A 13166-nucleotide genomic window follows, 5' to 3' on the forward strand; every position below is an offset into this window, starting at 1 on the left:
GGGAACATTCCCCGGCTTTTTTAATGAATGTATTGGACTTACAGCACCAGTGCTGCGATTGACGCAGAAAGTACGCTCACCAGCGTAGAGCCGTAAACCAGTTTCAGACCGAAGCGAGAAACCACGTTACCTTGCTCTTCGTTCAGACCTTTAACCGCGCCCGCGATAATCCCGATAGAAGAGAAGTTAGCAAAGGATACCAGGAATACAGAGATGATGCCTTCTGCACGCGGAGAAAGCGTGGAAGCAATTTTCTGCAGATCCATCATCGCAACGAACTCGTTGGAAACCAGTTTGGTCGCCATGATACTGCCCACTTGCAGTGCTTCGTTGGATGGAACACCCATTACCCATGCAACCGGATAGAAGATGTAGCCCAGGATGCCCTGGAAGGAGATGCTGTAGCCAAACCAGCCAGTCACGGTGGCAAACAGTGCGTTCAATGCGGCGATCAGGGCGATAAAGCCGATCAGCATCGCTGCAACGATAATGGCAACTTTGAAACCTGCCAGAATGTATTCACCCAGCATTTCGAAGAAGCTCTGACCTTCGTGCAGGTTGGACATCTGAATGTTTTCTTCGCTGGCGTCAACACGGTAAGGGTTGATCAGCGACAGTACGATAAAGGTGCTGAACATGTTCAGTACCAGTGCAGCAACGACGTATTTCGGCTCCAGCATCGTCATGTATGCGCCAACGATGGACATCGACACGGTGGACATCGCTGTTGCTGCCATGGTGTACATACGATTACGGGAGATTTTGCCGAGGATATCTTTATAGGCGATAAAGTTCTCGGATTGTCCCAAAATCAGGGAACTGACGGCGTTAAAGGATTCCAGTTTGCCCATGCCATTGACTTTGGAAAGCAGGAAACCAATCGCGCGAATAATCACCGGCAACACGCGAATGTGCTGGAGAATACCGATCAACGCAGAAATAAAGACGATAGGGCACAGCACTTTCAGGAAGAAGAACGCCAGGCCTTGATCATTCATGCTACCAAAGACGAAGTTAGTACCTTCGTTGGCAAATCCGAGCAGTTTTTCGAACATTTCGGAGAAGCCTTTCACGAAGCCCAGACCAACGTCAGAGTTCAGGAAGAACCACGCCAGTAATACTTCGATAACAAGCAGTTGAATAATATAACGGATACGAATTTTTTTGCGGTCGCTGCTTGCCAGCAATGCGAGAATCGCAACAACGGCTAGTGCCAGTACAAAATGAAGGACGCGGTCCATATTTGCTCCAAATATGAGGCAGGTTAAATTTCCGTGCACATTCTATGCAACATGATTCAGGAAAACGAGATCTGACACACACTATAATGACGTCCTGTGACAAGCTTCAAAAATAGTGAGCTGTCCTACATTTCTGCTATGTTGTGTATGGAAGCGGAAAGTTATGTAAATGTGCTAACATTAAACATAAAAATAACATTCAAGCCATCAATCTTTTCTTAGTCATAATCCTGGTCTATCAGAGAAATCATCACAACCCATTTAAATGAATTTGATAATCATTCTCGTTTGACATAGCATGAAACATAGCAAAGGCTATGTTTTAGAGGCACAACAAGATGACGAACTATCGCGTTGAGAGTAGCAGCGGACGGGCGGCGCGCAAGATGAGGCTCGCATTAATGGGACCTGCGTTCATTGCGGCGATTGGTTATATCGATCCCGGCAACTTTGCGACCAATATTCAGGCGGGTGCCAGCTTCGGCTATAAGCTATTGTGGGTTGTTGTCTGGGCTAATCTGATGGCGATGCTGATTCAGATCCTCTCGGCCAAGCTGGGGATTGCCACCGGTAAAAATCTGGCGGAACAAATTCGCGATCACTACCCGCGTCCGGTCGTCTGGTTCTATTGGGTTCAGGCAGAAATTATTGCGATGGCTACCGACCTGGCGGAATTTATTGGCGCGGCTATCGGTTTCAAACTGATTCTTGGGGTTTCGCTGTTGCAGGGCGCCGTATTAACGGGTATCGCAACCTTCCTGATTTTAATGCTGCAACGTCGCGGGCAAAAACCGCTGGAGAAAGTGATTGGCGGGCTACTGCTGTTTGTCGCAGCGGCTTACATTGTTGAGCTGATCTTCTCCCAGCCTAACCTGGCGCAGTTAGGTAAAGGAATGGTGATCCCGAGTTTACCTACCTCAGAGGCGGTCTTCCTGGCTGCGGGTGTGCTGGGGGCGACGATTATGCCGCATGTGATTTATTTGCACTCTTCGCTGACCCAGCATCTGCATGATGGGTCACGCCAGCAACGTTATTCAGCCACCAAATGGGATGTCGCGATTGCCATGACTATTGCTGGTTTTGTCAATCTGGCGATGATGGCAACGGCTGCTGCCGCGTTCCACTTTTCCGGCCATACTGGTGTCGCCGATCTTGACGAAGCCTACCTGACGCTGCAACCGCTGTTAAGCAATGCTGCAGCGACTGTCTTTGGTTTAAGCCTGGTGGCAGCTGGGCTTTCTTCAACGGTGGTGGGTACGCTGGCGGGGCAGGTGGTCATGCAGGGTTTTATTCGTTTCCATATCCCGCTGTGGGTGCGCCGGACAGTTACCATGTTGCCGTCATTTATTGTCATCCTGATGGGATTAGATCCGACACGAATTCTGGTCATGAGCCAGGTGCTGCTAAGTTTTGGTATCGCCCTGGCGCTGGTTCCACTGTTGATTTTCACCAGTGACAGTAAGTTGATGGGCGATCTGGTGAACAGCAAACGCGTAAAACAGACTGGCTGGGTGATTGTGGTGTTGGTAGTGGCGTTGAATATCTGGCTGTTGGTGGGAACGGCGCTGGGGTTGTAGTTGAACGGGCGTCGCATCAGACACCACAGGCGGATGCGGCGTAAAACGCCTTATCCGCCCTACGCGTTCAATGGAGTGGGGCTGTAGGCCTGATAAGACGCACAAGCTTCGCATCAGGCATCGTGCTCCATTAGTGGATGTTTAATGACGATGTCCGTGTCCACGGCCTTTCCCGCGATGATCATCACGGTCGCGCCAGCCTTCACGATAGCCACGCTCATACGCTTTACGCTTATCCCAGCCACGGTGGTAGCCATTATCGTGACGCCACCAGCGGTTTTTACGCCATTCGTAATTACGGTGCCAGTAATCACGGTCGCGCCAGTGACCACCGTCCCAGTAATTACCGTAATGATCGCGATCGCCAATTTGTAATTTGATTGATGGCAGTAGGGTAATTTCACCTGCGTTTGCCGCAAGCGGGGTAAAAGCCATCAGGGCGGCCGCCAGAAACAGTGACCTGAACATTGTTATTCTCCTTCACGATCGAAGCCGTCAGCGGCCTGTTAACGCAATATTACGGGGAGGTAAAGCCCCGTTTCATCGCCATAACTCTTAAATCATGAGGGAGAGCATTTTTTGCTAAAGGCTATCGTGGGGTGGTTGCTGCTTCGGGCGATTCACAATCATCATTGGTTTGCCAGCCAGCAATAGCCATGCCGGAAGCATAACGATACAAAGTAGCGGTAGCAGATTGGTATCAGGTACAACGACCGCCGCCATAAACAGGCTTAACCAGCCATCGCGCGTTACCACCAGTACCATACCGAGAATAGCGCAGGAGACAGTAATTGCCGCCGGGACTGCGGGAACGTGTTCATGTAGCATCAAACCTAACGCCACGCCAACAAACACTGCCGGGAAGATTCGCCCGCCACGAAACCCGCTGGCGGCGGCAATGACCAGAGCGGCGAGCTTAATCACCGCCAGTAAAAAGTAATCACTGGTGCTGAAAGCCTGATTCATCACCATTTGCTGCATCTCATCCAGCCCTTTAAACAGTGAAACCGGCCCACCAATAACGCCCAAAATACCGAGAATAAACCCGCCAACCCCGAGCATGAGCACAGGGTTTTTAATCTGATGCATCATTGCGTGCAACCGTGGCAGACACCATACGGCGACCATCCCCGCAGCGATAGCAATCGCCGCTACAATCGCACCGCTGATGATGTCTGCCATCTGCATCTGTCCGTAATGCGCAATGGGCAGCGAAAAATGAGGATGGAAAAATAGACTTGTCGTCAGCGCACCAGCCGCCGCTGCCATTAACGGCGCAAAGAGTCGATCCCATAGCGGCACTTCATTACTGCCATTTAAGGTTTGCGAAAATATCAACGCCGCCGCGACAGGTGTGCCAAATAGCGCACCGATAGTTCCGGCTGAGGCTAAAATAGTCCATTCCATCCGGTTAACTCGAGGCAACAGACGAGCGCCTATCGCCACCGCTAGGGCGATATTAACGGTCATAATCGGATGTTCCGGCCCCAGGCTGACGCCACCGGCAAGACCGAGAATTAATGCTACGATAAGCCCTGGTAGCGCAGAAGGGGAGACTGGCGCGCCGATCAGCGGTTCACTGGCGGGATCTGGTCCGGCATGACCCTGGCTGAAACGGATAACCAGTCCCACTGCGATCCCCGTCAGCGTTAATATTCCGATGATCCACAGCGGTGAATCCTGGGCTATCCCCAGACTTCCCGGCAGTCGTTGCCAGAGTAAATTCTGTAATACCGAGGCGATTTTCATCACCACAATCAGAATAAGACTGGACGCAATCCCAATTGCCAGGGCAGGAAGCGATAATAACAACATGGTTCTGGCTCGCGAATGGAGCATGTTCTATTCCTTATGCGGGGTCAGATACTTAGTTTGCCCAGCTTGCATAAAGGCATCGCTGCAATTGGTGCTGAAACGATAAAGTAATAGTGTGACCCAGATCGATATTTACAGGGAGCCCGCCTTTCCGGCGTTGTTGTTAGGCTCCCAGGTATTTACAGTGTGAGAAAGAATTATTTTGACTTTAGCGGAGCAGTAGAAGAATGACAAAGTATGCATTAGTCGGTGATGTGGGCGGCACCAACGCACGTCTTGCTCTGTGTGATATTGCCAGTGGTGAAATCTCGCAGGCTAAAACCTATTCTGGGCTTGATTATCCCAGCCTGGAAGCGGTTATCCGCGTTTATCTCGAAGAACATAAGGTCGAGGTGAAAGACGGTTGTATTGCCATCGCTTGCCCAATTACCGGTGACTGGGTGGCAATGACCAACCATACCTGGGCGTTCTCAATTGCCGAAATGAAAAAGAATCTCGGTTTTAGCCATCTGGAAATTATTAACGATTTTACCGCTGTATCGATGGCGATCCCGATGCTGAAAAAAGAGCATCTGATCCAGTTTGGTGGTAAGGAACCGGTTGAAGGTAAACCTATCGCGGTTTACGGTGCCGGAACAGGGCTGGGAGTGGCGCATTTGGTTCATGTCGATAAACGCTGGGTAAGCCTGCCAGGCGAAGGCGGTCACGTTGATTTTGCGCCAAACAGCGAAGAAGAGGCCATTATTCTCGAAATACTGCGTGCTGAAATAGGCCATGTCTCTGCTGAACGCGTGCTCTCTGGACCAGGCCTGGTGAATTTGTACCGCGCGATTGTGAAAGCCGACAACTGCCTGCCAGAAAATCTCAAGCCAAAAGATATTACCGAACGCGCGCTGGCCGACAGTTGCACCGATTGCCGCCGCGCGTTGTCGCTGTTTTGCGTGATTATGGGCCGTTTTGGCGGCAATCTGGCGCTCAATCTCGGCACATTTGGCGGCGTGTATATTGCAGGCGGTATCGTGCCGCGTTTCCTTGAGTTCTTCAAAGCCTCTGGTTTCCGTGCCGCTTTTGAAGACAAAGGCCGCTTTAAAGAATATGTCCATGATATTCCGGCTTATCTCATCGTCCATGACAATCCGGGTCTTCTCGGCTCAGGCGCACATTTACGCCAGACCTTAGGGTACGTCCTGTAAATCCTTCCTGCCATATCGGGAGGCAACTCTCCCGATAACCTTTTAAATCATGCGGTTAGTTCAATTTTTCTTTGTGTTTCATCACAAGGCCGACCTGCGTCACACTTCCGCACTACGGGATTAATTCTCCAGTAAATGCATTATTTGTCTGGTAACGGCAATTTGTTTTGCACGTTCATAATTTCACTCGTTAACTATAAACGAACGAGGAAATAACGATGAGTAAGAAACTGATTGCCTTATGTGCCTGCCCGATGGGCCTTGCGCACACTTTTATGGCGGCTCAGGCGCTGGAAGAGGCCGCAGTGGAAGCTGGCTATGAAGTGAAGATTGAAACCCAGGGCGCAGACGGCATCCAGAATCGCCTGACGGCGCAGGATATCGCCGAAGCAACCATCATCATCCACTCCGTAGCTGTTACCCCGGAAGATAACGAACGTTTCGAATCCCGCGACGTTTATGAAATCACTTTGCAGGACGCAATTAAAAACGCTGCGGGCATCATCAAAGAAATCGAAGAGATGATTGCCGCTGAACAACCGTAATTTTCGACAGGGATAATTGTTATGGCCATTAAAAAACGCAGTGCAACCGTTGTGCCTGGCGCATCCGGTGCGGCAGCGGCAATTAAGAATCCGCAGGCCTCTAAAAGCAGCTTCTGGGGTGAACTTCCGCAGCATGTGATGTCAGGGATTTCACGCATGGTGCCGACCTTAATTATGGGCGGCGTGATCCTCGCTTTCAGCCAGCTGATTGCTTATAGCTGGCTAAAAATTCCCGCTGACATTGGCATTATGGATGCACTTAATAGCGGGAAATTTTCCGGTTTCGACCTCTCCTTACTGAAATTTGCCTGGCTGTCGCAGTCCTTCGGCGGCGTGTTGTTTGGTTTTGCCATTCCGATGTTTGCCGCTTTTGTGGCGAACTCTATCGGCGGCAAACTGGCGTTCCCGGCTGGGTTTATCGGCGGGTTGATGTCTACCCAGCCAACGCAACTGCTGAACTTTGATCCCAGTACTATGCAGTGGGCGACCTCTTCACCGGTGCCGTCTACCTTCATTGGTGCACTGATTATTTCCATCGTTGCGGGTTATCTCGTGAAGTGGATGAACCAGAAAATCCAGTTACCGGATTTCCTGTTAGCGTTCAAAACCACATTTTTGCTACCGATTCTTTCCGCCATTTTTGTCATGCTGGCGATGTATTACGTCATCACCCCATTTGGTGGTTGGATCAACGGTGGGATCCGTGCCGTATTGACCGCTGCAGGTGAGAAGGGGGCGCTGATGTATGCGATGGGTATCGCAGCAGCGACCGCAATCGACCTCGGTGGCCCAATCAACAAAGCAGCAGGTTTCGTTGCTTTCAGCTTTACCACTGACCACGTATTACCGGTTACCGCGCGTTCTATCGCAATCGTCATTCCGCCGATTGGTCTGGGTCTGGCGACTATTATCGACCGTCGTTTAACCGGCAAACGCCTGTTTAACGCCCAGCTTTATCCGCAGGGTAAAACCGCCATGTTCCTGGCGTTTATGGGGATCAGTGAAGGTGCGATTCCGTTTGCGCTGGAAAGCCCCATCACCGCAATTCCGTCCTATATGGTCGGTGCGGTTGTCGGCTCCACCGCCGCTGTCTGGTTGGGTGCAGTGCAATGGTTCCCTGAATCAGCAATCTGGGCGTGGCCGCTGGTGACTAATCTGGGCGTCTACATGGCGGGGATCGCGCTGGGGGCAATCATTACCGCGCTGATGGTGGTGTTCCTGCGTCTGATGATGTTCCGCAAAGGCAAATTGTTAATCGATAGCCTGTAAGAAGGAAAATCCAGATGACATTACTCGCTTCGCTGCGTGACTGGCTTAAGGCGCAACAACTGGATGCGGTGCTTCTCTCCTCACGACAGAACAAACAGCCGCATCTGGGGATCTCCACCGGATCAGGCTATGTGGTGATTAGCCGTGAGAGCGCGCACATTCTGGTGGATTCGCGCTATTACGTGGAGGTGGAAGCTCGTGCGCAAGGCTACCAGCTACATTTGCTTGACGCGACGCACACGCTGGCAACCATCGTCAATCAAATCATTGCCGATGAACAGCTGCAAACGCTCGGTTTTGAAGGCCTGCAGGTGAGTTGGGAAACCGCGCACCGCTGGCAGGCTGAACTTAATGCAAAGCTGGTCAGCGCCACGCCGGATGTGCTGCGGCAAATCAAAACGCCAGAGGAGGTGGAGAAAATCCGTCTCGCCTGTGGGATTGCCGATCGTGGTGCAGAGCATATTCGCCGCTTTATTCAGGCGGGGATGAGCGAATGCGAGATAGCTGCTGAACTGGAGTGGTTTATGCGCCAGCAGGGCGCAGAAAAAGCCTCCTTTGACACCATTGTCGCCAGTGGCTGGCGTGGAGCGTTACCACACGGTAAAGCCAGCGACAAAGTGGTTGCAGCGGGCGAGTTTGTCACCCTCGATTTTGGTGCGCTGTATCAGGGCTACTGCTCTGATATGACGCGCACCTTCCTGGTTAATGGCGAAGGGGTGAGCGCCGAATCTCACCCGCTGTTTAACGTCTATCAGATTGTCCTGCAAGCACAGCTCGCGGCAATCTCCGCGATTCGCCCCGGCGTGCGTTGCCAGCAGGTTGACGACGCCGCGCGCCGGGTGATTACAGAGGCAGGTTTTAGCGAGTATTTCGGCCATAACACCGGCCATGCTATCGGCATTGACGTTCATGAAGATCCACGTTTTTCACCACGTGATACCACGATGCTCCAGCCAGGCATGTTACTGACCGTAGAGCCGGGGATTTATTTGCCAGGACAAGGTGGGGTACGCATCGAAGATGTCGTGCTGGTTACCCCGCAAGGCGCAGAAGTGCTCTACACCATGCCGAAAACAGTGTTGCTCACGGGAGATGCATAATGGATTTATCGCTATTAAAAGCGTTGAGCGAGGCCGATTCGATCGCCTCCTCTGAACAGGAAGTCCGGCAGATCCTGCTGGATGAAGCGGATCGCCTGCAAAAAGAAGTGCGATTTGACGGTCTGGGATCGGTGCTGATCCGCCTGAATGAATCGACGGGGCCGAAGGTGATGATCTGCGCCCATATGGATGAAGTGGGGTTTATGGTGCGTAGCATCTCCCGCGAAGGCGCGATCGATGTGTTGCCGGTTGGCAACGTGCGCATGGCTGCCCGCCAGTTGCAGCCGGTGCGCATCACCACCCGTGAAGAGTGCAAAATACCTGGCCTGCTTGATGGCGAGAGGCAGGGGAATGACGTTAGCGCCATGCGCGTAGACATTGGTGCGCGTTCGTATGACGAAGTGATACAGGCGGGAATTCGTCCAGGCGATCGCGTCACGTTTGATACCACTTTTCAGGTTCTTCCTCACCAGAGAGTGATGGGGAAAGCCTTTGACGATCGCCTCGGTTGCTATCTGCTGGTGACTTTACTGCGCGGACGGCACGGCGCCGAACTGCCTGCGGAAGTGTGGCTGGTAGCCAGCTCCAGCGAAGAGGTCGGCTTACGCGGCGGGCAAACCGCTACCCGCGCGGTTTCACCAGACGTTGCGATTGTGCTGGATACCGCCTGCTGGGCGAAAAACTTTGATTATGGCGCGGCTAACCATCGTCAGATTGGTAACGGGCCGATGCTGGTGTTAAGCGACAAGTCGTTGATTGCGCCGCCAAAACTCACCGCCTGGATAGAAACCGTGGCGGCAGAAATTGGTGTGCCGTTGCAGGCCGATATGTTCAGCAACGGCGGTACGGACGGCGGAGCGGTGCATTTAACCGGTACTGGAGTACCTACGGTGGTGATGGGGCCAGCCACCCGCCACGGACATTGCGCCGCATCGATTGCCGATTGCCGCGACATTTTGCAGATGCAGCAACTTTTATCTGCCCTTATTCAACGTCTTACCCGTGAGACGGTTGTTCAACTGACGGATTTCAGATGATCTCCTGATTAACCCGGAGCGGTTATGTTATCGATTCAATTTCTCTGTCCTTTGCCTAACGGCCTTCATGCCCGTCCGGCGTGGGAACTTAAAGAACAGTGCAGTCAGTGGCAAAGTGAAGTGATCTTCATCAACCATCGCCAGAACGCCAAGGCCGATGCCAAAAGTTCACTGGCGCTGATTGGCACCGGCACCTTATTTAATGACAGTTGCAGCCTGAGCATTAGCGGCAGCGACGAAGAGCAGGCGCGGCGCGTACTCGAAGAGTACATCCAGGTGCGCTTTATCGACAGCGACAGCATCCAACCGACACAAGCAGAACTGACGGCGCATCCGCTGCCACGTTCATTAAGTCGCCTTAACCCGGATTTCCTGTACGGTAACGTGCTGGCGAGCGGCGTCGGCGTTGGTTCGTTAACGTTGTTGCAGAGCGACAGCCTCGACAGTTATCGGGCGATCCCTGCCAGTGCGCAAGACTCCACTCGCCTGGAACACAGCCTGGCAACGCTTGCCGAGCAACTGAACCAGCAACTGCGTGAGCGTGACGGCGAAAGTAAAACCATTCTTAGCGCCCATTTGTCGCTGATTCAGGATGAAGAGTTTGCGGGGAATATCCGTCGTCTGATGGCTGAACAACATCAGGGGCTGGGGGCGGCGATCGTCAGCAATATGGAGCAGGTTTGCGACAAACTTTCTGCTTCTGCCAGCGATTATCTGCGTGAGCGAGTTAGTGATATTCGTGATATCAGCGAACAGTTGCTGCATATCACTTGGCCGGAGTTGAAACCGCGCAATAATCTGCTGCTTGAAAAACCGACCATTCTGGTCGCAGAAGATTTAACCCCAAGCCAGTTTTTGAGCCTCGATTTAAAAAATCTTGCGGGCATGATTCTGGAGAAAACCGGGCGCACCTCGCATACCCTGATTCTGGCCCGCGCCTCGGCGATCCCGGTACTGAGCGGCCTGCCGCTGGATGCGATAGCCCGTTATGCCGGGCAACCTGCGGTGCTTGACGCCCAGTGCGGCGTGCTGGCGATCAATCCTGATGACGCGGTGAGCGGTTATTACCAGGTCGCGCAGACGCTGGCGGATAAACGTCAGCAGCAACAGGCGCAGGCTGCCGCGCAGCTGGCCTATTCCCGTGATAACAAGCGTATCGATATTGCCGCGAATATTGGCACCGCTCTGGAAGCACCAGGCGCGTTTGCCAACGGCGCGGAAGGCGTCGGGCTGTTCCGTACCGAAATGTTGTATATGGATCGCGACAGCGCGCCGGACGAACAGGAGCAGTTTGAAGCCTACCAGCAAGTGCTACTGGCGGCGGGCGACAAGCCGATTATCTTCCGCACGATGGACATCGGCGGCGATAAAAGCATTCCTTACCTCAACATTCCCCAGGAAGAGAACCCGTTCCTCGGCTATCGCGCGGTACGTATTTACCCGGAATTTGCCGGCCTGTTTCGCACTCAACTGCGGGCGATTTTACGTGCTGCAAGTTTTGGCAACGCCCGGTTGATGATTCCGATGGTTCACAGCCTCGATCAGATCTTATGGGTGAAGAGCGAGATCCAGAAAGCAATCGTTGAGCTTAAGCGCGATGGCCTGCGTCATGCAGAGGCGATTACGTTGGGTATCATGGTGGAAGTGCCGTCGGTTTGCTACATCATCGACCACTTCTGCGATGAGGTCGATTTCTTCAGTATTGGTTCCAACGATATGACCCAGTATCTGTATGCGGTCGATCGCAATAACCCGCGCGTATCGCCGCTGTATAACCCGATTACACCATCGTTCCTGCGCATGTTGCAGCAGATAGTGACCACTGCGCATCAGCGGGGAAAATGGGTGGGCATTTGTGGTGAACTGGGTGGTGAAAGCCGTTACCTGCCGCTACTGCTTGGGCTGGGTCTGGATGAGTTAAGCATGAGTAGCCCACGCATTCCGGCGGTGAAAAGCCAGTTGCGTCAACTGGATAGCGAGGCGTGTCGGGAACTGGCACGTCAGGCATGTGAATGTCGCAGCGCGCAGGAAATTGAAGCGTTACTCACCGCGTTTACGCCGGAAGAAGACGTTCGTCCGCTGCTGGCGCTAGAGAATATCTTTGTTGATCAGTCCTTTAGCAATAAAGAACAGGCGATTCAGTTCCTGTGCGGCAACCTCGGCGTTAACGGGCGCACTGAACATCCGTTCGAGCTGGAAGAAGATGTCTGGCAGCGGGAAGAGATTGTCACCACTGGCGTTGGTTTTGGCGTGGCGATCCCGCACACTAAATCTCAGTGGATCCGCCATTCCAGTATCAGCATTGCCCGGCTGGTGAAACCGATTGACTGGCAGTCAGAAATGGGCGAAGTCGAGCTGGTGATTATGCTGACGCTGGGCGCTAGCGAAGGGATGAATCATGTGAAAGTCTTCTCGCAGCTGGCGCGCAAACTGGTGAATAAAAACTTCCGCCAGTCGCTGTTCGCCGCGCAAGATGCACAAAGCATCCTGACGCTGCTGGAAACAGAATTAACCTTCTAAAGTTAGCCCTGAAAACGGGCGCTGTACTCTCCCGGCGTCAGGCCAAACTGACGCCGGAAGACGCGACAAAAATAGTCGCTGTCTGGAAAGCCGCAACGCTGTGCCACTTCATGAATCGACAGATGATATTTCTGCAAAATCATCCTCGCCTTTGCCATTCGCACCCAACGCACATATTCGATAAAACGCATCGTCCCATGCTGCGCAAACAGTTTTGACAGATGATTGGGCGTGATATTAAAAAACTGCGCCACGCTCTCGCGGGTGAGCGGCTGGGCGTAGTTATCCTGAACCCAGTTACAAATGCTGTGATAGAGAAAATCGCCGCGCGGCTGTGAATTGCCCGGCGGCATGTTCACCACATTTCGGCAAAGATGCAGCAAACTTAACACCAGCGGCTGAATGATATTCTGCTCCAGCGGCGAACGGCTGAGATGGGTGAGGGCAGTAAGCATCGCTTCACCTTCGCCACGTTGCAGGCTGGGAAGCTGGAGCTGGCGAACCGGATGCAGTAACGACGTGGTACGGCTATCGTAAAACGATAACCCCAGCCAGGTCGGCGCGAACACCAGGCTTAACAGCATCACCGGTTTTTTGTTCACTGGTAAATTAGCCGCGCGCGCCGGAATAAACAGCATTTCTCCTTCCACCAAACGTTGCTGTTTTGCTTCCAGCAGGTTGCCATATTCGCCGCGCAGCACAATATCCAGACGAGGAAAATCAATACACAAACTGCCCACCGGCAACGTGGCGGGCTGACTGGCAAACCAGACGCGCCCCAGTAGTTGCGGGTTAAGCACCAGGCCGCTGAACAGATCGGCGAAAAATTGTTGATCGGCGGGCAAGTCTGTTGCTTTCATGAAAGTTCC

Annotated in this window: 12 protein-coding genes; 8 read left to right on the plus strand and 4 right to left on the minus strand. The window is 52.8% G+C overall.

Going from position 1 to position 13166, the window contains the following annotated elements; translation table 11 throughout:
• Positions 1–38 precede the first annotated feature (38 nt).
• Positions 39–1241 (minus strand): nucleoside permease NupC, encoded by a 1203-nt coding sequence (gene nupC, locus C3D30_RS07820; protein WP_010351048.1) that lies wholly within the window; start codon positions 1239–1241, stop codon positions 39–41.
• 298 nt (positions 1242–1539) lie between these two features.
• On the opposite strand from nupC, the gene C3D30_RS20825 reads away from it, so the two are divergent.
• Together C3D30_RS20825 and C3D30_RS07825 are read left to right on the plus strand one after the other, a co-directional pair.
• The gene (locus C3D30_RS20825; RefSeq protein ID WP_423779531.1) at positions 1540–1599 is read left to right on the plus strand and encodes a hypothetical protein; all 60 of its coding nucleotides are present in this window, start codon (positions 1540–1542) and stop codon (positions 1597–1599) included.
• Positions 1580–2818, plus strand: a complete 1239-nt coding sequence (locus tag C3D30_RS07825; RefSeq protein WP_016158728.1) for an Nramp family divalent metal transporter — start codon at positions 1580–1582, stop codon at positions 2816–2818. The genes C3D30_RS20825 and C3D30_RS07825 overlap by 20 nt, the downstream gene beginning before the upstream one ends.
• A gap of 141 nt (positions 2819–2959) precedes the next feature.
• Here the strand turns inward: C3D30_RS07825 and ypeC are convergent, their stop codons facing one another.
• Together ypeC and C3D30_RS07835 are read right to left on the minus strand one after the other, a co-directional pair.
• Positions 2960–3286, minus strand: a complete 327-nt coding sequence (gene ypeC, locus C3D30_RS07830; protein ID WP_000490072.1) for a DUF2502 domain-containing protein YpeC — start codon at positions 3284–3286, stop codon at positions 2960–2962.
• A 114-nt stretch (positions 3287–3400) separates the two neighbouring features.
• Positions 3401–4657: an ion channel protein gene (locus tag C3D30_RS07835; RefSeq protein WP_105286704.1), complete on the minus strand. Its 1257-nt coding sequence runs from the start codon at positions 4655–4657 to the stop codon at positions 3401–3403.
• 203 nt (positions 4658–4860) lie between these two features.
• On the opposite strand from C3D30_RS07835, the gene glk reads away from it, so the two are divergent.
• From glk to ptsP, 6 genes are all read left to right on the plus strand, one after another.
• Positions 4861–5826 (plus strand): glucokinase, encoded by a 966-nt coding sequence (glk, locus tag C3D30_RS07840; RefSeq protein ID WP_105286705.1) that lies wholly within the window; start codon positions 4861–4863, stop codon positions 5824–5826.
• A gap of 218 nt (positions 5827–6044) precedes the next feature.
• Positions 6045–6371, plus strand: a complete 327-nt coding sequence (locus tag C3D30_RS07845; RefSeq protein ID WP_000038454.1) for a PTS fructose transporter subunit IIB — start codon at positions 6045–6047, stop codon at positions 6369–6371.
• A 21-nt stretch (positions 6372–6392) separates the two neighbouring features.
• A complete protein-coding gene (locus C3D30_RS07850; protein WP_032225848.1) occupies positions 6393–7640 on the plus strand; it encodes a PTS fructose transporter subunit IIC in 1248 nt (415 codons plus the stop codon).
• 14 nt (positions 7641–7654) lie between these two features.
• Positions 7655–8740, plus strand: a complete 1086-nt coding sequence (gene ypdF / locus C3D30_RS07855; RefSeq protein ID WP_105286706.1) for an aminopeptidase — start codon at positions 7655–7657, stop codon at positions 8738–8740.
• Positions 8740–9777, plus strand: coding sequence for an aminopeptidase (gene ypdE, locus C3D30_RS07860; protein ID WP_105286707.1), 1038 nt, complete (start codon positions 8740–8742; stop codon positions 9775–9777). Before ypdF ends, ypdE begins: the two co-directional genes overlap by 1 nt.
• A gap of 24 nt (positions 9778–9801) precedes the next feature.
• Complete coding sequence (gene ptsP / locus C3D30_RS07865) at positions 9802–12297, plus strand: phosphoenolpyruvate--protein phosphotransferase (protein ID WP_105286708.1); 2496 nt, start codon at positions 9802–9804, stop codon at positions 12295–12297.
• A 2-nt stretch (positions 12298–12299) separates the two neighbouring features.
• Here the strand turns inward: ptsP and C3D30_RS07870 are convergent, their stop codons facing one another.
• Complete coding sequence (locus C3D30_RS07870) at positions 12300–13157, minus strand: AraC family transcriptional regulator (RefSeq protein ID WP_105286709.1); 858 nt, start codon at positions 13155–13157, stop codon at positions 12300–12302.
• Between the last annotated feature and the right edge of the window lie 9 nt (positions 13158–13166).

Origin of the sequence: Escherichia sp. MOD1-EC5433 (genome assembly GCF_002966005.1) — a bacterium.
GTDB lineage: Bacteria > Pseudomonadota > Gammaproteobacteria > Enterobacterales > Enterobacteriaceae > Escherichia > Escherichia ruysiae.